We start from the raw sequence: 24536 nt of genomic DNA on the forward strand, positions 1-24536 counted from the left end.
TGAGCCGGGAAGGAACCAAGGGCCACGTGGAAGCCGCCAGCTTTCGCGTGGCCTTTTTCGATTCCCATCAAGCACTTGAGTCATAGTGTCGCAGGCGCGCGAGAGTCAAGATGTGCCATGCGAAATGTTCATAGGCACAAGATATAGGTTTTCATAGCCGTCGCAGCGCCACTTCCTCGATGCGATGGTCCTCACCCTTGCGCAGGATGAGGCTGGCGCGCTGGCGCGTCGGCACGATGTTCTCGCGCAGGTTGACGAGGTTGATGCGCGACCAGAGCCGCTCGGCGGTGGCGAGCGCCTCTTCCTCGGTCACGTCGGCATATTTGCGGAAATAGGACTTCGGGTCGCGGAAGGCCGTCTCGCGCAGGCGCATGAAGCGGCGCACGTACCAGCTGTGCAGCAGCGCCTCCTCCGCATCGACATAGATCGAGAAGTCGAAATAGTCGGAGACGAAGGGGATGGCCTTGCCGTCGCGCGGCATGCGAGCCGGCTGCAGCACGTTGAGGCCCTCGACGATGAGGATGTCCGGCCGGTCGACCGTCACCGTCTCGCCGGGCACGACGTCATAGACGAGGTGCGAATAGACTGGGGCGGAGACGTTGCGCTTGCCGGCCTTGATGTCGGCCAGAAAATGCAGCAGCGCCTGCGTGTCGTAGCTCTCGGGAAAGCCCTTGCGCTCCATGAGGTTGAGGCGCGTGAGCTCGGCATTCGGCAGGAGGAAGCCGTCCGTCGTCACGAGGTCGACCTTCGGCGTGTTCGGCCAGCGGGCGAGCAGTGCCTTCAGCACGCGTGCCGTCGTCGACTTGCCCGCGGCCACCGAGCCGGCGATGCCGATGATATAGGGCACCTTGCCGTCCTCCTCGGCGAGGAGGAAGCGCTGGGTCGCCCGGAAAAGCCCTTGCGTTGCAGCTACATAGAGCGAGAGCAGGCGCGACAGCGGCAGATAGATGGCGGCGACTTCGGCGAGCGAGATCGGATCGTTCAGCGACTGCAGGCGCACTACCTCCTCGGCGGTGAGCGTCAGCGGCGTGTCGGCGCGCAGCTTCGCCCATTCCTCGCGCGAGAAGGTGCGGTAGGGCGAGATGTTGTCTTCCAGCGGCACGAGGCCAGGCACGGGCTTGTCCATATGCGTCTCCCGTCCGGCGGGGCCGGCCGTTCCTACTTCTGCCGGGACGCCTTCTCCGCAAGGCCCGATTGTGCGGTGCGGCGTGCCAGCTCCTGCATGACATCCTGCAACGGCACGCCGCCGGCATGAAGTACGACCATCAGATGATAGAGCACGTCGGCCGCCTCGGCGACGAGCTGCTTTTTGTCGCCCGCGACGGCGGCGATCACCGCCTCGACGGCCTCTTCGCCGAACTTCTTGGCCGCCCGCCCCTGACCGTCCGCGACGAGCCTGGCGGTATAGGATTCATCCGGGCTCGCCTTGGCGCGCTCGGCCACGATCCGTGCGAGGTCGTCGAGAGAAAAAGTGCCGCTCGAGAAAGTGCCGCTCATGGCTGGCCTCCGGCTCAGGTGTCGAGGCGCATGGGCAGGCCAGCCGCAGCCATGTGGCGCTTGGCCTCGCCGACGCTGTGCTGGCCGAAATGGAAGATCGAGGCCGCGAGCACCGCGCTCGCATGGCCCTCGCGCACGCCGGCCACGAGGTCGTCGAGCGTGCCGACGCCGCCCGAGGCGATGACGGGGACGGAGACGGCATCGGCAATGGCGCGCATCAGCGCAAGGTCATAGCCGGAGCGCGTGCCGTCCTTGTCCATGGAGGTGACGAGCAACTCGCCGGCCCCGAGCGAGACCACCTCGCGCGCAAAGGCGATGGCCTCGATGCCTGTCGCATTGCGGCCGCCGTGGGTGAAGATCTCCCACCGGCCCGGCCCGACGGCCTTGGCGTCGATGGCCACGACGATGCACTGGTCGCCGAACTTCTCGGCCGCTTCCTTCACGAAATCGCGATTCTTCACCGCCGCCGTGTTGATCGACACCTTGTCGGCACCGGCGAGCAGGAGTGCCCGGATATCGTCCACCGTGCGCACGCCGCCGCCGACGGTGAGCGGCATGAAGCAGGCCTCCGCCGTGCGCTGCACGACGTCGAGCAGGATGCCGCGATCCTCGTGGCTCGCGGTGATGTCGAGGAAGCACAGTTCGTCCGCGCCCGCCGCGTCATAGGCGATGGCCCACTCGACGGGATCGCCGGCATCACGCAGGTCGAGGAACTTCACGCCCTTGACGACGCGGCCGTCCTTGACGTCGAGGCAGGGGATGACGCGGATCTTGAGCATCAGGCGGCGCCGCGGCTGGTGCGGATGAGCGCCATGGCCTCCGCCGGGTCGAGACGCCCGTCGTAGAGGGCCCGGCCGCTGATGGCGCCGGCGATCTTCCGGCAGTCGGGCTGCAGCAGCCGGCGCACGTCCTCGATCGAGGCGAGCCCGCCCGAGGCGATCACGGGGATCGACACCGCCTCGGCGAGGCGCAGCGTCGCCTCGATGTTGAGGCCCGTGAGGATGCCGTCGCGAGCGATGTCGGTATAGATGATGGCCGTGACGCCCGCGTCCTCGAAGCGGCGGCCGAGGTCCTCCGCCGTCATTTCCGAGGTCTGGGCCCAGCCCTCGACGGCGACGCGCCCGTCACGCGCGTCGATGCCGACGGCGACGCCGCCCGGATGGCGCCGCGCCGCCTCGCGCACGAAATCGGGATCGCGCACGGCCGCGGTGCCGATGATGACGCGGCGGACGCCCTTCTCGAGCCAGCCCTCGACGGTGCGCAGGTCACGGATGCCGCCGCCGAGCTGCACCGGCAGCGCGATGCGGGCAAGGATGGCGTCGACCGCGGCGGCGTTCATCGGCCGGCCGGCGAAGGCCCCGTCGAGGTCGACCACGTGCAGCCATTCGAAGCCCTGCTCCGCGAAGCGCGCCGCCTGGTCGGCGGGGTCGTCGTTGAACACGGTGGCCTTGTCCATGTCGCCCTGGACGAGGCGCACGCACCGGCCTTCCTTGAGATCGATAGCGGGAAACAGGATCACGGGCGCCAACCGATGAAGTTCTTGATGAGGGCGAGACCGAGCTTCTGGCTCTTCTCCGGGTGAAACTGCGTGCCGGCGATATTGTCGCTGGCGACGGCCGCCGTCACCGGCCCGCCGTAGTCGGTCACTGCGACGAGATCGTCGGCATCCGCCGGCGTGAGCGCGTAGGAATGCACGAAATAGGCGTGCCAGCCGTCCGCCCCCGTCGGGATCCCGGCGAGGAGCGGATGGGCGCGCCGCACGTCGAGCGTGTTCCAGCCCATATGCGGGATCTTGAGCGCGGTGTCGGCCGGCGCGATGGCCGCGACATCGCCGCCGATCCAATCGAGGCCCGGCGTCGTCTCGTATTCGAGGCCGCGCGTGGCGAGAAGCTGCATGCCGACGCAGATGCCGAGGAAGGGCCGGCCGCGGCCGCGCACCGTCTCTTCGAGCGCCTCCACCATGCCCGGCACCGCATTGAGCCCGCGGCGGCAGTCGGCGAAGGCGCCGACGCCGGGCAGCACGATGCGCTCGGCCCGGCGCACCGTGTCGGGGTCGCTGGTGACGCTCACGCGCGCGTCGCTGCCGGCCTCGCGGGCCGCGCGCTCGAAGGCCTTGTGCGCCGAATGCAGGTTGCCGGAGCCGTAGTCGATGATGGCGATGGTCGGCGCTGCGCTCATGGCCGGCGCTCCGTTTCGGGGAAGAGGCCGATGACCGGCGCCTCGCGCGCCGGGGCCGGCATGGCGGGCGCGGCGATGGGGCCGCGCGGGGCCGGCGCCGGCGCTTCCCGTGACAGCCAGCGGGCGAAGGCGCGCACCTCGGCGCTTTCGAGATCGTCGGCGACGACCGCGTCGACGGCGGCGAGGCCGCGCCGTTCCAGCGCCCGGCGCCGGAAGGCATTGGCCTCGAGCGCGAGGAGCACGGCAAGGAGGATGCCGAGCAGCGTCGTCACCCCCTGCGACAGGTTGAAGACCCGCCCGGCGGCGGCGACGAGCACGGACGCCCCGAGGGCCGCGAGCGCGCCGAGCCACAGACGGTTCCAGAGGAACCAGACGAGCGGGAAGATCAGCGCCCACCAGGCGATGCCGTCCTTGACGATGACGGCCTCGTCGAGCGCGCGGGCATCGCCCGGTTGCGCGCCCGCCGGCAGGTGCAGGGTATAGACCGCCATGGCGTCCTCTACAGGGATCCCTTGGTCGAGGGTACGCGGCCCTCCTCGCGCGGATCGAGAGCCACGGCGCGGCGCAGCGCGCGGGCGAGGCCCTTGAAGCAGCTCTCCGCAATATGGTGCTGGTTGTCGCCGTAGAGCGTCTCGACGTGCAATGTGATGCCCGCATTCATGGCGAAAGCCTGGAACCACTCGCGCACCAGCTCCGTGTCGAAGGTGCCGATCTTGTCGCGGGCAAAGGCCGTGCGGAAGACGAGAAAGGGCCGGCCCGAGATGTCGAGCGCGACGCGCGTCAGCGTCTCGTCCATGGGCAGGTGGACGTCGGCATAGCGCGCGATGCCGCGCTTGTCGCCGAGGGCCTGCACGAAGGCCTGGCCCAACGCAATGGCGCTGTCCTCCACCGTGTGGTGGTCGTCGATATGCGTGTCGCCGGTGACGGAGACGGTGAGGTCGAAGAGCGCATGGCGGGCCAGGAGATCGAGCATGTGGTCGAGAAAGCCGACCCCGGTCGCGATCTCGGCCTTGCCCGCGCCGTCGAGGGCGAGCTTCACCGAAACGTCCGTCTCGCTCGTGCGGCGTGACACGCTGGCGGTGCGCATGGGTTCTCATCTCCGTCAGAGCCGCTGTCGCGGCGCATGCGCCTTCTAGCAAGCGACGCCGCCCGGCGCCACCCTGCGCTTCGTCGCGCCCGTCCGTCACCCGGCCCTTCTGTTGCGGGCGGCGTTGGCCGACGGGCGAAAAACGCCTACATGAAGGCGATGTTGCGGGATGATCGACCGGTCGCCGGCACGTCGGATACCGGCGCGAGGGAATGGTGAACTTGATGCAGACAGCGGCGGACGGGCAGTTTCACGCGACGACCATCCTCATGGTCCGCAAGGACGGGCGCACCGTGATCGGCGGCGACGGCCAGGTGAGCCTCGGCCAGACGGTGATCAAGGGCAACGCCCGCAAGGTGCGCCGCCTCGCCAAGGGCGCGGTCATCGGCGGCTTCGCCGGCGCGACGGCGGACGCCTTCACGCTGTTCGAGCGGCTGGAGGCCAAGCTCGACCAGTTCCCCGGTCAGCTGATGCGCGCCTGCGTCGAACTCGCCAAGGACTGGCGCACCGACCGCTACCTGCGCCGCCTCGAGGCGATGATGCTGGTGGCCGACCAGAACATCGGCCTCCTCCTGTCGGGCACCGGCGATGTGCTGGAGCCGGAGGCGATCCACGGCACCTCCATCATGGCCATCGGCTCCGGCGGCAATTATGCGCTCGCGGCGGCGCGGGCGCTTGCCGACAGCACCCACGATGCCGAGGAGATCGTGCGCCGCTCGCTCGCCATCGCCGCGGACATCTGCGTCTACACCAACGGCAACCTCGTCATCGAGACCCTGGAGAACGCCTGAGGCATGGCCGCGTCCCCCTATTCCTTTGAGCCGGTGACGGAGGCGGATCTCGGCCTCCTCGGACGCTGGATCGCGACGCCGCACGTTGCGGCCTGGTGGGGTGAGGTCGACAGCGAGGTGGCGGGCATCCGGTCCGATCTGGCCGACCCGGCCATGGAGGCCTTCATCGTCGCCCATGCCGGGCGGCCAATCGGTTTCCTGCAGAGCTACGTGGTGCATGCCGAGCCAGGGCACCCCTATGCCGACCAGCCGCCGGGCGCGCGCGGCATCGACCAGTTCATCGGCGAGGCCGACATGGTCGGCCTAGGCCACGGCACGGCCTTCATCCGCCGCTTCTGCGAGATGCTGGAGAGCAAAGGCGTGCCACGGATCGTGACGGATCCGAATCCAATGAACGCCCGGGCTATCCGGGCCTATGAAAAGGCCGGCTTCCGGCCGCTCGAGGAAAGAGATACGCCCTTCGGCCGCGTGCTTCTCATGGCGCGCGACGGTGCGGCGCAACGAGGACAGCAATGACCAACTTCTCCCCCCGCGAGATCGTTTCCGAGCTCGACCGCTACATCGTCGGGCAGAAGGAGGCCAAGCGCGCCGTCGCCATCGCGCTGCGCAATCGCTGGCGGCGCCAGCAGCTCGAGGGGCCGCTGCGCGAGGAGGTCCTGCCCAAGAACATCCTCATGATCGGCCCGACCGGCTGCGGCAAGACGGAGATCTCCCGCCGGCTCGCGCGGCTCGCAAATGCGCCGTTCCTCAAGGTGGAGGCGACGAAGTTCACCGAGGTCGGCTATGTCGGCCGTGACGTCGAGCAGATCGTGCGCGACCTCCTCGAGGTCGGCATCTCCCTCGTCAAGGAGGCGCGGCGCAAGGACGTGGAGGCGAAGGCCCAGCTCGCCGCCGAGGAGCGGGTGCTCGATGCGCTCGTCGGCGCCACCGCCAGCCAGGCGACGCGCGATTCTTTCCGTCGCAAGCTCAGGGCGGGTGAGCTCGACGACAAGGAGGTCGAGATCGAGCTGCAGACGCAGGGCGCCGGGTTGCCCATGTTCGAACTGCCCGGCATGCCTGGCGCCTCTGTCGGCGCCATCTCGCTGGGTGACATCTTCGGCAAGGGCTTCGGCAGCCGCACCAAGCCGCGGCGCTTGAGCGTGCGCGACGCCTACGAGCCGCTCGTGGCGGAGGAGAGCGACAAGCTCATCGACCAGGACCAGATCGTGCAGGAGGCGATCCGCGAGGTCGAGAACAACGGCATCGTCTTCCTCGACGAGATCGACAAGATCTGCGCCCGTGAGGGCCGCGGCGGGGCGGACGTCTCGCGCGAGGGCGTGCAGCGCGACCTCCTGCCGCTCATCGAAGGCACGACGGTCTCGACCAAGCACGGGGCGGTGAAGACCGATCATATCCTCTTCATCGCCTCCGGCGCCTTCCATGTGGCGAAGCCGTCGGACCTCCTGCCCGAGCTGCAGGGCCGCCTGCCCATCCGCGTCGAACTGTCCTCGCTCGACGAGGCCGACTTCCGCCGCATCCTGACGGAGACGGAGGCGAGTCTCGTCAAGCAGGCGGTCGCCATGATGGCGACGGAGGGCGTGACGCTCGCCTTTACCGATGACGCCATCGACGCGCTCGCCCATATCGCGGTCGAAGTGAACCGGACCGTGGAGAACATCGGCGCCCGCAGGCTGCAGACCGTCATCGAGCGCGTGCTCGACGACATCTCGTTCACGGCGCCCGATCGCGGCGGCGAGACGGTGACGATCGACGGCGATTATGTGCGTCGCGAGGTCGGGGAACTTGCCCAGAATGCCGACCTCAGCCGCTTCATCCTCTGATCGGTCCGGCGCCGAATCGATTGGCCGCGAGCAACGGCGGTGAGCGCGCCCGCAGCCGAAACCGCCTCCCCGCTGCCCCGCGCGGGGCTTCTCGTCGGGCTCGGCGCGGCGGGCTCGCGCATCCTCGGCTTCGTTCGCGACGTCGCCATCGCCGCTGTCATCGGTGCCGGGCCGGTGGCCGATGCCTTCCTCGTTGCCTTCCGCCTGCCCAACCTCGTGCGCCGCGTCCTCGCCGACGGCGGGCTGAACGGCGCCTTCGTACCCCTGTTCCTGCACATCGGTGCGGAGCGAGGTCCAGTCGCCGCGAGACGTTTCGCGGCCGAATCGATCGCTGCGACAGCCCTTCTCGGCTTCGGGATCGTCGCGCTCGTCACTCTGCTCGCCCCGCTCGTCGTCCTGACGCTGGCGGCGGGCTATGCCGGCGGGGACGAGCGCCTGCCGCTGGCCGCGTCCTACCTGCGGCTTTCCGCGCCCTTCATCGGCTTTTCGCTCATCGCCGCGCTGCTGACGGCCTTCCTGTCGGCTGAGCGGCGCTTCTCGGCTGTCGCCGCGATCGCGCTCGCGGCCAATGTCGTGCTCCTCGCCTTCCTGGCCATCCTTTCGGGTCTTGCCCTTGACGAGCGGTCCGCGGCGACCTGGCTCGCGCTCGGCGTCGGCCTCTCCGGGCTTCTACAACTCGTCGCCGCGATGGCGGCCAGCCGCGGGGTATGGCCGGGTCTTGCCCGGCCGCACTGGAGTCCCGACATGCGGCGGCTCTTCGCCCTGGGTGGCCCGGCCCTCATGGCCAGTGCCGCGCCGCAGCTCATGGCGGTGGCGGCGACGCAACTCGCCTCGGCCATACCCTCGGCCGTGTCCTGGTTCTACTATGCAGAGCGGCTGTTCCAGTTGCCGCTCTCCTTTGTGTCGCTCGCGGCAGGCATGGTCGTCCTGCCCGAGATCGCCGCCCGCGCGGCCGGCGCAGACGCGCGGCATGCCGTGGCCGCCCGTGCCGGCGAGGCGGCGCTCGCCCTGTCCCTGCCGGCTGCTGCCGCCTTCCTCGTGCTCGCCGAGCCGATGGCAGCGGTGCTGTTCGTCCGCGGCGCCTTTTCCGCACACGACGCGGCCATGACCGCCATTGCCTTGAAAGCACTTGCCGTCGGCCTGCCGGCGGCAGCGCTGGCGCGCGTCTTCATGCAGGCGGCCTTTGCCGAGGGCGACATGCGCGTGCCGGTCATGGCGACGCTCGGCAGTATCGCTGCCACCCTTCTGGCAGGCTTGATCCTGAAAGGTCTGTCCGGCGCCACCGGCGTCGCGCTCGCGATGTCTGCCGGACTCATCGCGAATGCGGCACTACTCCTTCTCTCCCCCGCCGTGCGACAGGCTGCAGCGGCCCTCGACGCCGGACGCATCCTGAGGCTCGGGCTGGCGAGTGTCGTCATGGCGGTGGCGGTGGCCGGACTCGCGGCATGGGGGGCGGGCAGCCTGACGCCCGGTCGGAACGGTCTCGTGAGCCTTGCTCTCCTTGCCGCCATCTGCCTCGCCGGCCTCGCGCTTTACGGCGTCCTGTGCGTTGCCTTGCGAGTCGACCCGCGCCGGCTCCTGCGCCATTGAGCGCTCGCCGCATCTTGCGGAAACCGTCCGCCATTGCGATAAGGCCGCGCCTCGTGTCAGGGGAGCAGGCAATGGCGGTTTTCAAGGAACGGGTGTTTTCCGGGGTACAGCCGACGGGCAATCTCCATCTCGGCAATTATCTCGGCGCCATCTCGCGCTTCGTGCCGCTGCAGGAAAGATACGACTGCATCTATTGCGTCGTGGACATGCACGCCATCACCGTGCCGCAGGATCCGAAGGAACTGCGCCGGCAGATCCGCGAGGTGACGGCGGCCTTCCTCGCGGCGGGCATCGATGCCGAGCGGCACATCGTGTTCAACCAGAGCCAGGTGGCCGAGCACGCCGAACTCGCCTGGATCTTCAACTGCATCGCCCGCATCGGCTGGCTGAACCGCATGACGCAGTTCAAGGAGAAGGCCGGCAAGGACCGCGAGAATGCCTCCGTCGGGCTCTATGCCTATCCGACCCTGATGGCTGCCGACATCCTCGCCTATCGGGCCACGCACGTGCCTGTCGGCGAGGACCAGAAACAGCATCTCGAGCTGACGCGCGACGTCGCTCAGAAGTTCAACAACGATTATGCCGCGGCCATCGCCGAGAACGGCCACGGCGACGCCTTCTTCCCGCTCACCGAGCCGCTGATCCAGGGGCCGGCAATGCGTATCATGTCGCTGCGCGACGGTTCCAAGAAGATGTCGAAGTCGGACCCCTCCGACTATTCGCGCATCAACCTGACCGACGATGCCGACGCCATCGCCCAGAAAATCCGCAAGGCCAAGACCGATCCGGAACCGCTGCCGAGCGAGGAGGCCGGGCTCCAGAGCCGGCCCGAGGCGGCGAATCTCGTCGGCATCTTCGCCGCCCTCAAGGGTGTGGAGAAATCGCAGGTGCTGCGCGAGTTCGGAGGCGCCCAGTTCTCCTCCTTCAAGGGCGCGCTGGTCGACCTTGCCGTGGAGAAGATGGGGCCCATCGGCGCCGAGATGAAGCGCCTGGTCGCCGATCCCGGCCATATCGACGCTGTGCTCGGCAAGGGGGCGGAGCGGGCGCGCGTCATCGCGCGCGAGACGCTTGATGCCGTCTATGACATCGTCGGCTTCATTCGTTCCGCGCGTAACAGTTGATCCGCGCTGCGCCGCTTGGCAGCATCGGGGCACAAGCGGCGGACACGAGGCGGTGGTCGATGACCGGAAAGCGGCGGCGATCCTATGAAGCAGGCCATCGCGCCAAGTTCCTGGTGGTGGTGGACGACACGCCCGAGTGCGACCGGGCCATCTATTTCGCCGCCCGCCGGGCGGCGCGCACCGGCGTATCGGTAACGCTGCTTAGCGTGGTTCCGCCGGGGGAATACCAACACTGGCTCGGCGTGGGCGAGCTCATGCAGGCCGAGGCCGTGGAAGAGGCGAACGAATTCCTCGACGCGGCGAGCGCCCGTGTGCGCGACATCGCCGGCCTCGAGCCCGAGCGTGTCGTCCTCGTCGGCAACAAGTCCGAGGAGATCGTCCGTCATATCGAGGAGGACGAGGACATTGCCCTCCTCGTGCTTGCTGCGGGTACCGGCTCGGAAGGGCCCGGGCCGCTCGTCTCGATGATGGCGGGCAAGGCGGCGGCGAGTTTCCCCATCCCCGTCGCCATCGTGCCGGGCCATCTCACCGACGAGGAAATCGACGCGCTCGCCTGAGCGACCCGCGCCGAACCTTGCGCCGGACAAAAGAACCGCCACATTGAAGGGTGTATTGTCTGTTGGAACGGTTCTAAGGAATGAGCCAACAGCCGCTGCATTGTCACCGCCGGTTCTTGACCCGGTCGCGTGAGGAGAGACCTGAATGTTCATCCAGACCGAAGCCACGCCGAATCCGGCGACCCTCAAGTTCCTGCCTGGACGCACCGTCCTGCCCGAGGGTACGCTCGACCTGCGCTCGGGCGAGGACGCCTCGCGCTCGCCGCTGGCCGAGCGACTGTTCGCCATCGATGGCGTGGCTGCCGTCTTCTTCGGCCACGACTTCATCACAGTGACCAAGACGGGCGGCGAGTGGCAGCACCTGAAGCCGGCCATCCTCGGCGCCATCATGGAGCATTTCATGTCGGGCGCGCCGCTCCTGCGCGAGGATGCCGGCGTCGATACGGACGAGGCGGACGAGTTCTTCGCCGAGGAGGATGCCGCCACCGTCGAGACCATCAAGGAACTGCTCGAGACGCGCGTGCGCCCTGCTGTGGCAGGCGACGGCGGCGACATCACCTTCCGCGGCTATCGCAACGGCGTGGTCTATCTCGCGATGAAAGGCTCCTGCTCGGGCTGCCCCTCCTCGACGGCGACGCTCAAGCACGGCATCCAGAATCTCCTGCAGCACTTCCTGCCCGACGTGCGCGAGGTCGAGGCCGTGTGAAGGCTTGAGGCCAAGCTCGGGGCCCGACCACTAAAAACGGTTGCCAGCGCCGCGCGCGGCGATCTAGAGGACGTGCCAGCGAGGGAGACTTCAGTTTGCGCGTTCTCGGCATCGACACGGCGCTCGGCGCCTGTTCCGCCTGCGTTCTCGGCGGCAGCACCGTCCTTGCAGAAGAAACCATGGTGCTGGCGCGCGGCCATGCCGAGGCACTGCTGCCGCTCGTCGAGCGCGTCATGGCGGCCGTGCCGGGCGGCTTCGAAACGCTCGATCGGGTCGCGGTCACCGTGGGCCCCGGCAGCTTCACGGGCCTGCGTGTCGGCATCTCGGCGGCCCGGGCCATCGGCCTTGCCGCCGGCGTCCCGGTCGTCGGCGTCACCACCTTGTCGGCCTTCCTCGCGCCGCTGGTCGCGGCTGGCGGCAACCGCCTCAACGCTGCGGCCATCGATGCGCGCCATGGCCATCTCTACTTCCAGTGCATCGCTGCCGGCGGGCGCACCATCGTCCCGGCCCGTCATGTCTCGGTGCGCGATGCTGCCCGCGTCATCGGCTCGGGCCCCATGACCATCGCCGGCTCCGGCGCGGCGATCCTCGGTCACGAGTTGCGCAATCTGGGTGTCGACGCCAAGATCGCCGATGCCGAGATCGCGCCGCACATCGCCTGGGTGGCGCGGCTCGGCATGGCCGCCGACCCGGCGACGGCCTTGCCCAAGCCCGTATACCTGCGCGCCCCCGATGCCAAGCCGCAGGAACACATGCGCATTCCCCGGCGCTGAGCCATCGGTGATAATCGGCGCGCCATGATTCTCGACCGCTGGCTGGGCCGTGCTTCATCCTCCTTTCCCGCAGCCTTCGTCAGGCCACTGTCGCCTGCCGACGCGGCCGCGGTCGCGGCGATCCACGCCACCTCCTTTGCCCGCGGCTGGGAGGCGAGCGAGTTCGAACGGCTCATCGCCGCAGGCAGCAACGTGGCGGAGGGCGTCCTTGCGGCGGACAGCCGGGCCCTCGACGGCTTTGCTCTGTCGCGCGTGGCCGCCGACGAGGCGGAGATCCTGACCATCGCCGTCGCCGAGGCGCGGCGGGGCCGGGGGCTTGCCCGCCATCTCCTCGCCCATCACCTCGGCTCGCTCGCTGGGCGCGGCGCTCGGCGCATCTTCCTCGAGGTCGAGGCCGAGAATGGTCCGGCACTGGCGCTCTATCGGCGCTTCGGTTTCGAGGAGGTCGGCCGGCGCGACGGCTATTATCGCAAGGGGGACGGCAGCACGGCGACGGCCCTCGTCATGGCGCGCGACCTGCCGTGAGCCGTAGTCCGGCCGGCATGGACGCGCGTCTTCCGGCTTCCTATAAGAGCGGGATGATCAGGAAAGGGAGGCGGGCCGTTTGGCGGGGGTGAAGCGCAGACTGCAAGGCAACGTCATCGAACGCGCCTGCGTCGCCCGCGGGATGCGCATGACCGGGCCGCGCCGCGTGATCGCCAAGGTGCTCGGCGATGCCGACGACCATCCCGACGTCGTCGAGCTGCACCGCCGTGCCGCGGCCGTGGACGAGCGCATTTCGCTGTCCACCGTCTACCGCACTGTCAAGCTCTTCGAGGACAAGGGCATCATCGAGCGCCACCAGTTTGGCGACGGCCGCGCGCGCTACGAGCGCGCGCCGAAGGAGCACCACGACCACCTCATCGACATGAATACCGGCGACGTCATCGAGTTCCACTCCGAAGAGATCGAGCGGCTCCAGGCCGAGATCGCGCGGCGCCTCGGCTACCGCCTGGTGCACCATCGGCTCGAGCTCTATGCCGTGCCGCTCGAGGACGAGGCGGACTGAACCGGCCATGCTGTCGCTGCGGGGCATTCTGCGCCTGTCGCTCATCGTGCCGGCGACGCTCGTCGGCATTCCGCTGCAGGCGCTCGCGGTCAGGCTCGACAGCCGGGCGGCGCGCCTCATCCCCCTCGTCTACCACCGCTTCATCTGCCGCGTTCTCGGCATCCGCATCAAGGTGGCGGGCCGGCCACCCAACGGCCGCGAGGCGGCCCTCATCCTCGCCAACCACATCTCGTGGCTCGATATTCCCGTCATCTCGACGCTGACGCCGCTCTCCTTCATCGCCAAGGCCGAGGTGAACGGCTGGCCGGTCGTCGGCCTGCTCGCCCGGCTGCAGCGCACGGTCTTCATCGACCGCACGCGCCGCAAGGCGACGGCGGCAACCAATGTCGAGGTGGCGCACAGACTGCGCCGGGGCGATGCCATGGTGCTCTTCGCGGAGGGCACCACGGGCGACGGCTTGCGGATCCTGCCCTTCCGCTCCGCCCTCGTGGGGGCCGCGCGCGACGCCGTGACCGATGCCGAGGCGCCTGCGTCCGAGATCGTGCTACGGCCTCTTGCCATCACCTATGTCGGCCGCCACGGCCTGCCGCTCGGCCGCAACGAGCGGCCCGCCATTGCCTGGCACGGGGACATGGAGCTGGCGCCGCATCTTGCCGCGGTCGTCTCCGGAGCGCCGTTCGACGTGCGCATCACCTGGGGTGAGCCCATCGCCTTCAACGGCGGCACGGACCGCAAGGCGGCGACGAAAGCGGCCGAGGACGTGGTGCGCGCGGCGGCGCGGGCGGCGCGGGCAAGCGGCCCCTGAGGCCGCGGGTCACGTCATTCATCCGCCGTCTGCCGGGGCCAATCTTGCCTTGCCTATTCTCTCCGGAGGCGAGAAGCCTTAAACAGAGGGACGGGCCGGTCGGCCCGGAGCCTTGAGTCGAAAGCGGGTGACAGGCAGACACGTGAAGAAGGTTTTCGTCAAATCCTACGGCTGTCAGATGAACGTCTACGATGCGGAGCGCATGGCGGACGCCCTGGCAGCCAAGGGCTATGTGGAGGCCCGAACGGCGGAGGACGCCGATCTGGTCATCCTCAATACCTGCCACATCCGCGAAAAGGCCGCCGAAAAGGTCTATTCGGAGCTCGGCCGCCTGCGCGAGATGAAGAAGGAGCGAGCGACCGAGGGGCGCCAGACGCAGGTCGTCGTCGCCGGCTGCGTGGCCCAGGCCGAGGGTGGCGAGATTGTGCGCCGCGCGCCCGTCGTCGACCTCGTGGTCGGGCCGCAGAGCTATCATCGCCTGCCCGAGCTTCTCGCCGAGGCGAGCGCGCGCCCCGGCTTCGTCGACACGGAATTCCCGGCCGAGGACAAGTTCGACCATCTGCCGGCCCCCGCACGGGAGAAGATCCGCGCCCGTGGCGTCTCGGCCTTCCTCACCGTGCAGGAGGGTTGCGACAAGTTCTGCACCTTTTGCGTCGTGCCCTACACGCGTGGCGCCGAGGTCTCCCGCCCCGTCGCCAAGATCCTCGCCGAGGCCGAGCGGCTCGCCGGGGCGGGTGTACGCGAGATCACCGTCATCGGCCAGAACGTCAACGCCTATCACGGCGAGGGGCCGGACGGGCGCGACTGGACGCTCGGCATGCTGCTCGAACGCCTGGCCGAGGTGCCGGGGCTGGCCCGCCTCCGCTACACCACGAGCCATCCGCGTGACATGGACGAGACGCTGATCGCCGCCCATCGCGACCTGCCGGCGCTGATGCCCTATCTCCACCTGCCGGTGCAGGCAGGATCCGACGCAATCCTTGCCGCCATGAATCGCCGCCACACCGGCGACGAGTACCGGCGCATCATCGACGCCGTGCGCAAGGCACGGCCGGACATCGCGCTGTCGTCCGATTTTATTGTGGGCTTTCCCGGCGAGAGCGACGCGGATTTCGAGGCCACCATGCGCCTCGTCGCCGACATCGGCTTCGCCAGCGCCTATTCCTTCAAGTACAGCCCGCGCCCCGGCACGCCGGCGGCGGAGATGGAGGGGCAGGTGCCCGAGCCCGTCAAGGCCGAGCGGCTCGCGCGCCTGCAGGCCGCTCTCGACGAGGACCGGCGCGCGTTCAACGCCGCGACCGTCGGGCGCACGGTCGATGTCCTCATCGAGCGGCCCGGGCGCCATGCCGGCCAGCTCGCCGGCAAGTCGCCCTATCTGCAGGCGGTGCAGCTCGAGACCGAGGGCCTCACCGTCGGCGACATCGTCCCGGTCGAGATCGTCGGGGCGGCCCCCAACAGCCTGTTCGGCCGGCTCGCCGCCGGCCCGCCCGAGGAGAGGGCGAGCGCAGCCTAGGACGCGAGGAGAACGAGCTTGAAGCCAGACGATGGTCTGCCGCAGCGTCAGGTGAAGGACAGGTCGCAGGCCTTTGGCGGCGCCCGCGATGCCCCGGAGATCAAGATCGCCTTCGAAGACAACCGACTCGCCAGCGTCGTCGCCGGCCAGTACGACCAGAACCTTGCCCATCTCGAGCGACGTCTCGGCGTGCTCGCCAACGCCAACGGCAACCACATCGTCATCCGCGGCACGAGCGAGGCGGCCGAGCAGGCGCGCCGCGTGCTGCAGAGCCTCTACGAGCGGGCGCGCGCCGGCGAGATCGTCTCCCTCGGCGACGTCGACGGCGCCATCGCCGAGAGCGCCCGCCAGGGCTCGCTCTTCCCGCCGGCGGATGAGGCGCAGCAGCGCTCGACCTTCGAGCAGATTGCGACCCGCAAGCGCGGCGCCGTCAGGGCGCGGAACGCGGCGCAGGACGCCTATCTGCGCCTGCTGCGGCGCTGCGAGCTCGTCTTCGCCGAGGGGCCGGCCGGCACCGGCAAGACCTGGCTCGCCGTCGGCCATGCCGTCTCGCTCCTCGAGCAGGGCGTCGTCGAGCGGCTCGTCCTGTCGCGCCCGGCAGTGGAGGCAGGTGAGCGCCTTGGCTTCCTGCCCGGCGACATGCGCGAGAAGGTCGATCCGTACCTCAGGCCGGTCTACGATGCGCTCTACGACTTCATGGAGGCGCGCCATGTCGAGCGCGGCCTGTCCACCGGCGTCATCGAGATCGCGCCGCTCGCCTTCATGCGCGGGCGTACGCTCACCAATGCTGCGATCCTGCTCGACGAGGCGCAGAATTGCACGTCAATGCAGATGAAGATGTTCTTGACCCGCCTCGGCGAGGGCTCCCGCATGATCGTCACGGGCGACCCTTCGCAGATCGACCTGCCGCCCGGGCAAGTGTCGGGCCTCGTCGAGGCGGTGCGTATCCTCGACGGCGTCGAAGGTATCGGCCGCATCACCTTCAAGGAGGCGGATGTCGTACGGCACGAGCTCGTGCGGCGCATCGTCAAGGCTTATGACGAGGTCGGCCGGGGGATCTGAGCGTGAACGGCGCCCATATCGACATCGCCGTCGAAAGCGAGGGCTGGGACGAGTTGGCCGGCGCGGATGCGCTCGTGGCACGTGCGGCGCAGGCGACGCTCGATGCCGGCGGGCGTCCGGTCGCGCCGGGCGCCGAGGTGAGCGTCGTCCTTGCGGACGACAAGACCGTGCGCGCGCTCAACGCCCGCTGGCGCGGCAAGGACAAGGCGACGAACGTCCTGTCCTTCCCCGCCTGCCCCCCTCAACAACTGGCCTCGGCACCCCATATCGGCGATGTCATCATCGCCTACGAGACGACGCGGCGGGAGGCGGACGAGGAGGGCAAGACGCTGGCCGACCACCTTTCCCATCTCGTCGTGCATGGGATGCTGCATCTTCTCGGTTATGATCATGAGACCGATGGCGAGGCCGAGGAGATGGAAGGTCTCGAAATCCGCATTCTGGCGGGGCTCGGCATCGCCGATCCTTACGCCGGTGCGGCCTTGGGCGAGTGAAGGGTGGCGGGCCCGTTCCGCCCCAAAGTCGTTGTTTGTGCATGAAGCGCCTGCGACGGGGCCGCGGCCCTTGGCGTACATGCTCCTGGAGCCAAGAAGGACGATGAGCGAGGATCGAAGTTCGAGCGAGGAAGCGAGGCCCGCTCCACAGGGGCGGGATGGAGAGCACGAAAGCTGGATAGAGCGGCTACTCACGGGTCTCAGACTGAAGGCCGGCCCCTCGATCCGCGAGGATCTCGCGGATGCGCTCGACACCAACCTGCCTGGCGGAGAATTCACGCCGATCGAGCGTTCCCTGCTCAAGAACGTCCTGTCGCTGCGCGAGTTGCGTGTCAACGACGTGATGGTGCCGCGCGCCGACATCGTCGCCGTGCAGGCTTCCGCGACCCTCGCGAGCGTGCTGCACCTCTTCCGCACGGCCGGCCATTCGCGCATTCCCGTCTACGGCGAGAATCTCGACGAGCCGCTCGGCATGGTGCACATCCGTGATTTCGTCGACTATATCGCCGCGCGAGCTGAGACGGCGGGTCGCGAGCGCCTGCGCCGGAATGTCGGCCGCGGCCGTGGCGATGCGCCGGTGGAGGTGCAGGCCCAGGCCGTGCGACTCGGCGTCGACCTCGAGGCCCCGCTCTCGCGCGCCAGCATCCTGCGCCCGGTGCTCTTCGTGCCGCCGTCCATGCCGGCCATGGACCTGCTCGTGAAGATGCAGACGACGCGCACGCATATGGCCCTCGTCATCGACGAATATGGTGGCACCGATGGCCTCGTCTCGATGGAGGACATCGTTGAGATGATCGTGGGCGACATCGAGGACGAGCACGACGACGAGGAGGCCTCGCAGATCGTCGCCGACGGCGACGAACGCTGGATCATCGATGCGCGCGCCAGCCTCGAGGACGTCTCGGAGGCTCTCGGCGTCGAACTCGCCGACGCTGATATCGCCGAGGAGGTCGATACGCTCGGCGGCCTCATCGTCACCCTCGCCGGCCGCGTGCCGGTACGCGGCGAGCTTGTGCCGGGGCCCGAAGGCCTCGAATTCGAGATTCTCGATGCCGATCCGCGCCGCCTGAAAAAGATCCGCATCCACAAGGTCAGGACCGAGCCGGCCCTGGTGCGCCGCGCGGCCCGCAGGGCCGAGGGCGGGGCGGAAGAGGCGCCTGCGCCCGTGACGGAAGACAACGTGACTGCGGCGCGGGATGCGCTGGAGCACCAGAAGCCGGGAGCCGCCGCTTGACGCTCGCCGGCTTCGCGCGCGGCGTCGTCCTGTCCTGGGGATGGCGACGGCGCCTGACGGCCTTCGCCGCGGGGGGGCTCGCCGCCCTCGCCATGCCGCCTTTCGGGCTCTGGCCCGTGCTCGCCGTCAGCCTGCCGCTCGCCGTCTGGCTCATTGACGGGGCGGGCGGGCGCACGCCGATGCGCCCCGTGCTGGCGGCCGCGGCGACCGGCTGGTGGTTCGGCTTCGGCTATTTTCTCGCCGGCCTGTGGTGGCTCGGCGCCGCCTTCCTGGTGGAGGCGGACGAGTTCGCCTGGGCGTTGCCGCTCGGCGTCGTCGGCCTGCCCGCGGGGCTCGCCTTCTTCTATGCTCTCGGCTTCGGCCTCGCCCGGCTCATCTGGTCTCCCGGCCCGGCGCGCATCCTCGCCCTCGCCACGGGCCTTGCCGTTGCCGAATGGCTGCGCGGCCACATCCTCACGGGCTTTCCCTGGAACAGCCTCGGCATGGCCCTCGGCCAGCAGCTGCACCTGGCGCAGGTGGCGTCCCTCGTCGGGCTCTACGGCCTGACGGTGCTTGCGGCGGCGATTCTCGCGGCACCGGCGACCCTCGCCGACGACGGCGGGCACTGGCGTCGTGCGGGGCCGACGGTCGCCGGCCTGCTCGTCCTCGCCGCCATGGCCGGCTACGGATTGTGGCGGCTGCCCGGAAGCCCCTCACCGACCGTGCCGGGCGTTGCGTTGCGCATCATGCAGCCAAACCTGCCGCAGGATGCCAAGTTCCGTCCCGAGAACCGGGAGGCGATCCTCAACCGCTATCTTGCGCTCAGCGACAACGGGCCCGCCGTGCAGGGTGACGGCGTCGCGCCTGCCGGTGCGGCTCGGGGCATGGATGGCGTCACCCATCTCGTCTGGCCCGAAAGCGCCTTTCCATTCCTTCTCGCGCGCGACCCCGATGCCCTTGGCGCCATCGCGGCGCTTCTGCCGCCCGGGGCTGTGCTCGTCACGGGCGCCGCGCGGGCGATGGAGCCGCTCCCCGGCGAGACGAGCCTGCGCTTCTTCAATGCGGTCCAGGTCGTCGACGACGAAGGCCGCATCACCGGCATCTACGACAAGGTTCACCTTGTCCCCTTCGGCGAATACCTGCCGCTGGACGGGCTGCTGCGCCGTCTGGGCCTGCGCCAGTTCGTGCATGCGCCGGGCGGCTTCGAGGCCGGGCGCGAGCGAACCGTCCTACCGGTGCCGGGCCTGCCGCCGGTGGCGGCGCTCATCTGCTACGAGGCGATCTTTCCGGGCGCGGTGGTGCCGCAGGACGGCACGCGTCCCGGCGTTCTGATCAATGTCACGAACGATGCCTGGTTCGGTGAGACGCCCGGCCCCTACCAGCACATGGCGCAAGCCCGGCTACGCAGCATTGAGGAAGGTATTCCTCTCGTGCGGGCGGCCAACACCGGCATCTCGGCGGTCGCCGACGGCTACGGCCGGGTCATCGCCTCGCTGCCGCTGGGGACGGAGGGGATTCTCGATGCCCCCTTGCCTGAAGCGCTGTCACCGACGATTTATGCCCGGCTCGGGGATGTGGTATTCTGGTTCTTCACCTTGAGTGTAGCCGCCGGCGCGATGACCGCACGGCGACATGGCCGGGTGGGCCGCGACGAACGGACGGGAAGACCATGAGAACAGCGCCTGCGAGCGTCAAGAAAGTCCCCAATCCGATCGACAAGCACGTCGGCAGTCGCGTGCGCATGCGACGCATGTTCGTCGGCATGAGCCAGGAAAAGCTTGGCGAATCCCTCGGCCTGACTTTCCAGCAGGTGCAGAAGTACGAAAAGGGCACGAACCGCATCGGCGCGAGCCGCCTCCAGCAGATCGCCAAGGTGCTCGGCGTGCCGGTAGAGTTTTTCTTTGACGGCGCGCCGGCGGCGGACGGCGTCATCGGCGGTGGCTTCGCCGAGGCGCCATCCTCGAGCTATGTGTCCGACTTCCTGTCGACGAGCGAGGGCGTGCAGCTCACCAAGGCCTTCATCCGCATCAAGGACGCGAAGGTGCGCCGGCGCATCGTCGACCTCGTCGTCGCTCTCGCCGACACGGAAGGCGAGGACGCCTGACGCCGTCCGTTTCGTTCGCTCTATCGAACCCGTCCGTCATTCCATCTTGACCCTGTGCGTCCGGGCTGTCACAACACCTCGCCTTTGGGCCAGAGCCCGTTCCGACCGGACTGCGATGCAATCCGGTCTGTAACACGGTCTCTTTCCTGGAGCTCGGAGACGGGCCTTGGCGTGTGACGAAAGGATCGGGAACGTGGCGCGTTCGGACTATCTCTTCACCAGCGAATCCGTTTCGGAAGGCCATCCTGACAAGGTCTGCGACCGGATCTCGGACACGATTGTCGACGCCTATCTCAGCGCCATGCCGGAGGCGCGCGTCGCCTGCGAGACGCTGGCGACCACCAACCGCGTCGTCATCGCCGGCGAGGTGCGCGGCCCGTCCGACATCACGAACGACTATCTCGCCCACCTCGCCCGCCTTGCCATCAAGGACATCGGCTACGAGCAGGAAGGCTTCCACTGGGAGACGGCCAAGGTCGAGGTACACCTCCATGCCCAGTCGGCGCACATCGCGCAGGGCGTCGATGCTTCCGGCAACAAGGACGAGGGCGCCGGCGACCAGGGCATCATGTTCGGCTACGCCTGCCGCGAGACGCCCGAGCTGATGCCCGCCCCGATCTACTACGCTCACGAGATCCTCAAGACGCTGACCGCCGCGCGCAAGTCCGGCGAGACCGGCCTGCTCGGTCCCGACGCCAAGAGCCAGGTGACGGTGCGCTACGCCGACGGCAAGCCGGTCGGCGTCACCCAGATCGTGGTCTCGACCCAGCACATCGAGAGCCATGCCGGCAAGGAGCTGACCTCGCACGACATCCGCGCGATCGTGGAGCCCTATGTGCGCAAGTCGCTGCCCGCGGGCTGGGTCGACGACAAGACCGTCTGGCACGTCAACCCGACGGGCAAGTTCGTGATTGGCGGTCCGGATGGCGACTGCGGCCTGACCGGGCGCAAGATCATCGTCGACACCTACGGCGGGGCGGCGCCGCACGGGGGCGGTGCCTTCTCGGGCAAGGACCCGACCAAGGTCGACCGCTCGGCCGCCTATGCCGCGCGCTACCTCGCCAAGAACGTGGTGGCGGCGGGCCTCGCCCAGCGCTGCACCATCCAGCTCTCCTACGCCATCGGCGTCTCCAGGCCCCTGTCGCTCTATGTCGACCTGCACGGCACCGGCGAGGTCGAGGAGGCACGGCTCGAGCGCGTGCTCATGGACGTGATGGACCTGTCGCCGCGCGGCATCCGCCAGCACCTCGGCCTCAACCGGCCGATCTACGCCCGCACCTCGGCCTACGGTCATTTCGGCCGCGCTCCCGAGGCGGACGGTGGCTTCTCCTGGGAGCGCACCGATCTCGCCGGCGCCATCCGCGCCGCGCTCGGCTGAGGCAGGTATCCGGACGACACGCGTGATCGCGGAGCAGGACAGGGGCGGCGCCTTCTTCGGGCGCCGCAAGGGCCACAAGCTGCGCGACAACCACGCCCGCCTGCTGGCGGAGGTGTTGCCGCGGCTGCGCCTGCCGGCGGGCACGGATAAGCTCGCCCCCGCGGGCCTGTTCCCGCATCCGGTCCGTGAGGTCTGGCTCGAGATCGGCTTCGGCGGCGGCGAGCACCTTCTCGCCCGCGCCCGCGAGAACCCGGACATCGGCTTCATTGGCTGCGAGCCCTTCGTCAATGGCATGGCGAAGCTCCTTGCCGGCGTCGAGGAGCACGCCATCGCCAACCTGCGTGTCTGGGACGATGATGCGACCCTCGTCCTGCCGCGTCTGCCCGAGGCCTCTATCGGGCGCGTCTTCGTGCTCTATCCCGACCCCTGGCCGAAGCGCCGCCACCGCAAGCGGCGCTTCATCGGCGAGGAAACCCTCGCCGCGCTCGCGCGCGTCATGCGGCCGGGCGCCGAGCTACGCTTCGCCACCGACATCGACGACTATGCCGCCTGGGCGCTGGCGCGGATCGACCGCAGCGGCCTCTTCGCCTGGCGGGCCGAACGAGCGGACGACTGGCGCCGGCCCTGGACGGGCTGGCCCGGCACGCGCTACGAGGCCAAGGCGCTGCGGGAAGGGCGCCTGCCGATGTATCTCACCTTCGTGCGGCGCTGACGGGTTCCTTTTCCCCGTCGCTCGGCCGTTTCCGCTTGTGGAAAAGCCGCGTTTTCGTTATGACACCACCGTTCGGTGGGGCGCTGCATCCTGTGTGCGGCGGAGTTTGCCATTAGCTTCGTGCGAGATGGGCTCCGTGCCGCAAGACCCCCGCTCCCCGACATTGATCAGACGCTCTCCGTCGCCGGTTCAAGACGCCGGCACGGCCGCCGGGCCGCATGGTGCAGGCGGGCGGCCACTACCGCATGGAATACGTGCGTATTCCGTGCGGCCGGCGACAGGGGGCGTGATGCAACACCAGCCGCCGGCGTTGTCCGCCTTGATCGGCGTTAGGAGACCGAATGTCCGTATCCGCTCACCAGGCCCCGTCCCGTGAAGATTTCGCGGCGCTTCTCGAAGAGTCCTTCTCGCATGCCGAGCCCGTCGAGGGTTCCGTCGTCAAGGGCCGCGTCGTCGCCATCGAGAAGGACGTCGCCGTCATTGATATCGGCCTGAAGACCGAAGGCCGCGTTGCTCTCAAGGAATTCGTCGGTCCGGGTCGGGACCAGTCGCTCGAGGTGGGTGACGAGGTCGAGGTTTACCTGGAGCGCATCGAGAATGCGCTCGGTGAAGCCGTCATCTCGCGCGACAAGGCGCGCCGGGAAGAGAGCTGGGTCAAGCTCGAGAAGGCCTTCGAGGACAATGAGAAGGTCACAGGCATCATCTTCAACCAGGTCAAGGGCGGCTATACCGTCGACCTCGACGGTGCCGTGGCCTTCCTGCCGCGTTCGCAGGTCGACATCCGTCCGGTGCGCGACGTCACGCCGCTCATGGGCGTGCCGCAGCCGTTCCAGATCCTCAAGATGGACCGCCGCCGCGGCAACATCGTCGTCTCGCGCCGCACGGTGCTCGAGGAGACGCGCGCCGAGGCCCGTTCCGAGCTCGTGGCCAACCTCGAGGAGGGGCAGGTCGTCGAGGGTGTGGTCAAGAACATCACCGAGTACGGCGCCTTCGTCGACCTCGGCGGCATCGACGGCCTGCTGCACGTCACCGACATGGCGTGGCGGCGCGTCAACCACCCGACCGACGTCGTCTCGATCGGCCAGACCGTCAAGGTCAAGATCATCAAGATCAACCACGAGACGCACCGCATCTCGCTCGGCATCAAGCAGCTGCTGGCCGATCCGTGGGAAGGCATCGCCGGCCGCTACCCGGTCAACGCCCGCTTCAAGGGCCGCGTGACGAACATCACCGACTACGGTGCGTTCGTCGAGCTCGAGCCGGGCATCGAGGGCCTCATCCACGTCTCCGAGATGAGCTGGACGAAGAAGAACGTCCACCCCGGCAAGATCGTGTCGACCTCCCAGGAGGTCGAGGTGCAGATTCTCGAGGTCGATCCGGTCAAGCGCCGCATCTCGCTCGGCCTCAAGCAGACCCTGCAGAACCCGTGGGATGCCTTCGCCGAGAAGTTCCCGATCGGTTCCGTCGTCGAGGGCGAGGTCAAGAACAAGACCGAATTCGGCCTCTTCATCGGTCTCGACGGCGACGTCGACGGCATGGTCCACCTGTCGGATCTCGACTGGAACCGTCCCGGCGAGCAGGTCATCGAGGAGTTCAAGAAGGGCGACGTGGTGCGTGCCGTCGTTCTCGACGTCGACGTCGAGAAGGAGCGCATCTCGCTCGGCATTAAGCAGCTCGAGGGCGACCCCTTCGCCGATGCCGGCGATGTCAAGAAGGGCGCCGTCGTCACCTGCGAGGTGGTCGAGGTGAAGGATTCCGGCATCGAGGTGAAGATCGTCGACACCGACATGACCGCCTTCATCCGCCGCGCCGAGCTCGCGCGGGACCGCTCCGAGCAGCGCCCCGAGCGCTTCGCCCCGGGCGAGAAGGTCGATGCCCGCGTCGTGCAGTTCGACCGCAAGGCCCGCCGCATCCAGCTCTCCATCAAGGCCCTCGAGGTCGCGGAGGAGAAGGAGGCGATCGCCCAGTACGGTTCGACCGACTCGGGCGCCTCGCTCGGCGACATCCTCGGCGCCGCCCTCAAGCGCGCCAACGAGAAGAAGTAAGCCGCGATCTTCGTTGCGGGACGGCCATGCTGCCCCGCAGCA

The 24536-nt window shown here is 68.7% G+C and carries 27 protein-coding genes; 20 read left to right on the top strand and 7 right to left on the bottom strand.

Annotation, left to right across the window (positions count from 1 at the left end):
* Positions 1-151: 151 nt before the first annotated feature.
* Genes coaA through hisB form a run of 7 tightly spaced genes read right to left on the bottom strand, consistent with a single transcriptional unit; the run spans position 152 to position 4762 of the window.
* A complete protein-coding gene (coaA, locus tag BOQ54_RS00855) occupies positions 152-1126 on the bottom strand; it encodes a type I pantothenate kinase (RefSeq protein ID WP_071923068.1) in 975 nt (324 codons plus the stop codon).
* 32 nt (positions 1127-1158) lie between these two features.
* The gene (locus tag BOQ54_RS00860; protein ID WP_071923069.1) at positions 1159-1497 is read right to left on the bottom strand and encodes a phosphoribosyl-ATP diphosphatase; all 339 of its coding nucleotides are present in this window, start codon (positions 1495-1497) and stop codon (positions 1159-1161) included.
* Between the two features lie 14 nt (positions 1498-1511).
* A complete protein-coding gene (hisF, locus tag BOQ54_RS00865; protein WP_055459515.1) occupies positions 1512-2276 on the bottom strand; it encodes an imidazole glycerol phosphate synthase subunit HisF in 765 nt (254 codons plus the stop codon).
* A complete protein-coding gene (hisA, locus tag BOQ54_RS00870; RefSeq protein ID WP_186438010.1) occupies positions 2276-3025 on the bottom strand; it encodes a 1-(5-phosphoribosyl)-5-[(5-phosphoribosylamino)methylideneamino]imidazole-4-carboxamide isomerase in 750 nt (249 codons plus the stop codon). The genes hisF and hisA overlap by 1 nt, the downstream gene beginning before the upstream one ends.
* A complete protein-coding gene (hisH, locus tag BOQ54_RS00875) occupies positions 3013-3675 on the bottom strand; it encodes an imidazole glycerol phosphate synthase subunit HisH (protein ID WP_071923070.1) in 663 nt (220 codons plus the stop codon). The genes hisA and hisH overlap by 13 nt, the downstream gene beginning before the upstream one ends.
* Positions 3672-4166 (bottom strand): DUF2628 domain-containing protein, encoded by a 495-nt coding sequence (locus BOQ54_RS00880; RefSeq protein ID WP_055459517.1) that lies wholly within the window; start codon positions 4164-4166, stop codon positions 3672-3674. The genes hisH and BOQ54_RS00880 overlap by 4 nt, the downstream gene beginning before the upstream one ends.
* An 8-nt stretch (positions 4167-4174) precedes the next feature.
* A complete protein-coding gene (gene hisB, locus BOQ54_RS00885) occupies positions 4175-4762 on the bottom strand; it encodes an imidazoleglycerol-phosphate dehydratase HisB (RefSeq protein WP_055459518.1) in 588 nt (195 codons plus the stop codon).
* A gap of 224 nt (positions 4763-4986) precedes the next feature.
* On the opposite strand from hisB, the gene hslV reads away from it, so the two are divergent.
* The 20 genes from hslV (at position 4987) to rpsA (ending at position 24494) form a co-directional block, all read left to right on the top strand.
* A complete protein-coding gene (gene hslV / locus BOQ54_RS00890) occupies positions 4987-5553 on the top strand; it encodes an ATP-dependent protease subunit HslV (protein ID WP_063186922.1) in 567 nt (188 codons plus the stop codon).
* Between the two features lie 3 nt (positions 5554-5556).
* Positions 5557-6069, top strand: a complete 513-nt coding sequence (locus BOQ54_RS00895; protein ID WP_071923071.1) for a GNAT family N-acetyltransferase — start codon at positions 5557-5559, stop codon at positions 6067-6069.
* A complete protein-coding gene (gene hslU / locus BOQ54_RS00900; RefSeq protein WP_063186812.1) occupies positions 6066-7373 on the top strand; it encodes an ATP-dependent protease ATPase subunit HslU in 1308 nt (435 codons plus the stop codon). The genes BOQ54_RS00895 and hslU overlap by 4 nt, the downstream gene beginning before the upstream one ends.
* Before the next feature lie 39 nt (positions 7374-7412).
* A complete protein-coding gene (gene murJ, locus BOQ54_RS00905; protein WP_071923072.1) occupies positions 7413-8963 on the top strand; it encodes a murein biosynthesis integral membrane protein MurJ in 1551 nt (516 codons plus the stop codon).
* Positions 8964-9034: 71 nt separating this feature from the next.
* The gene (gene trpS / locus BOQ54_RS00910; RefSeq protein ID WP_055459521.1) at positions 9035-10084 is read left to right on the top strand and encodes a tryptophan--tRNA ligase; all 1050 of its coding nucleotides are present in this window, start codon (positions 9035-9037) and stop codon (positions 10082-10084) included.
* Positions 10085-10143: 59 nt separating this feature from the next.
* Positions 10144-10641, top strand: coding sequence for a universal stress protein (locus BOQ54_RS00915; protein WP_055459522.1), 498 nt, complete (start codon positions 10144-10146; stop codon positions 10639-10641).
* A 145-nt stretch (positions 10642-10786) separates the two neighbouring features.
* A complete protein-coding gene (locus BOQ54_RS00920; RefSeq protein ID WP_055459523.1) occupies positions 10787-11347 on the top strand; it encodes a NifU family protein in 561 nt (186 codons plus the stop codon).
* A 95-nt stretch (positions 11348-11442) separates the two neighbouring features.
* Positions 11443-12120 (top strand): tRNA (adenosine(37)-N6)-threonylcarbamoyltransferase complex dimerization subunit type 1 TsaB, encoded by a 678-nt coding sequence (gene tsaB, locus BOQ54_RS00925; RefSeq protein WP_071923073.1) that lies wholly within the window; start codon positions 11443-11445, stop codon positions 12118-12120.
* A 24-nt stretch (positions 12121-12144) separates the two neighbouring features.
* A complete protein-coding gene (rimI, locus tag BOQ54_RS00930) occupies positions 12145-12645 on the top strand; it encodes a ribosomal protein S18-alanine N-acetyltransferase (protein WP_063186819.1) in 501 nt (166 codons plus the stop codon).
* A 148-nt stretch (positions 12646-12793) separates the two neighbouring features.
* Positions 12794-13168 (top strand): Fur family transcriptional regulator, encoded by a 375-nt coding sequence (locus tag BOQ54_RS00935; RefSeq protein WP_245280536.1) that lies wholly within the window; start codon positions 12794-12796, stop codon positions 13166-13168.
* Between the two features lie 7 nt (positions 13169-13175).
* Complete coding sequence (locus BOQ54_RS00940) at positions 13176-13973, top strand: lysophospholipid acyltransferase family protein (RefSeq protein WP_055459525.1); 798 nt, start codon at positions 13176-13178, stop codon at positions 13971-13973.
* A 142-nt stretch (positions 13974-14115) separates the two neighbouring features.
* On the top strand, positions 14116-15486 hold the full coding sequence (miaB, locus tag BOQ54_RS00945; RefSeq protein WP_071923074.1) for a tRNA (N6-isopentenyl adenosine(37)-C2)-methylthiotransferase MiaB: 1371 nt from the start codon (positions 14116-14118) through the stop codon (positions 15484-15486).
* Positions 15487-15537: 51 nt separating this feature from the next.
* The gene (locus BOQ54_RS00950) at positions 15538-16548 is read left to right on the top strand and encodes a PhoH family protein (RefSeq protein WP_096335216.1); all 1011 of its coding nucleotides are present in this window, start codon (positions 15538-15540) and stop codon (positions 16546-16548) included.
* A gap of 2 nt (positions 16549-16550) precedes the next feature.
* On the top strand, positions 16551-17042 hold the full coding sequence (gene ybeY / locus BOQ54_RS00955) for an rRNA maturation RNase YbeY (RefSeq protein WP_186438011.1): 492 nt from the start codon (positions 16551-16553) through the stop codon (positions 17040-17042).
* Positions 17043-17145: 103 nt separating this feature from the next.
* On the top strand, positions 17146-18276 hold the full coding sequence (locus tag BOQ54_RS00960; RefSeq protein ID WP_083585862.1) for a hemolysin family protein: 1131 nt from the start codon (positions 17146-17148) through the stop codon (positions 18274-18276).
* Positions 18273-19928 carry an apolipoprotein N-acyltransferase gene (gene lnt / locus BOQ54_RS00965; RefSeq protein ID WP_071923075.1) on the top strand — a complete coding sequence of 552 codons (1656 nt, stop codon included), beginning with the start codon at positions 18273-18275 and terminating at the stop codon, positions 19926-19928. Before BOQ54_RS00960 ends, lnt begins: the two co-directional genes overlap by 4 nt.
* Positions 19925-20359, top strand: a complete 435-nt coding sequence (locus tag BOQ54_RS00970) for a helix-turn-helix domain-containing protein (protein WP_055459530.1) — start codon at positions 19925-19927, stop codon at positions 20357-20359. Before lnt ends, BOQ54_RS00970 begins: the two co-directional genes overlap by 4 nt.
* Before the next feature lie 193 nt (positions 20360-20552).
* Entirely contained in the window at positions 20553-21737 is a 1185-nt protein-coding gene (metK, locus tag BOQ54_RS00975) for a methionine adenosyltransferase (RefSeq protein ID WP_071923076.1), read from the top strand.
* Positions 21738-21759: 22 nt separating this feature from the next.
* Entirely contained in the window at positions 21760-22449 is a 690-nt protein-coding gene (trmB, locus tag BOQ54_RS00980; protein WP_082464815.1) for a tRNA (guanine(46)-N(7))-methyltransferase TrmB, read from the top strand.
* Positions 22450-22790: 341 nt separating this feature from the next.
* Entirely contained in the window at positions 22791-24494 is a 1704-nt protein-coding gene (gene rpsA / locus BOQ54_RS00985; protein WP_055459532.1) for a 30S ribosomal protein S1, read from the top strand.
* Positions 24495-24536 lie beyond the last annotated feature (42 nt).

The organism is Chelatococcus daeguensis (genome assembly GCF_001887265.1).
Lineage (GTDB): Bacteria > Pseudomonadota > Alphaproteobacteria > Rhizobiales > Beijerinckiaceae > Chelatococcus_A > Chelatococcus_A sambhunathii.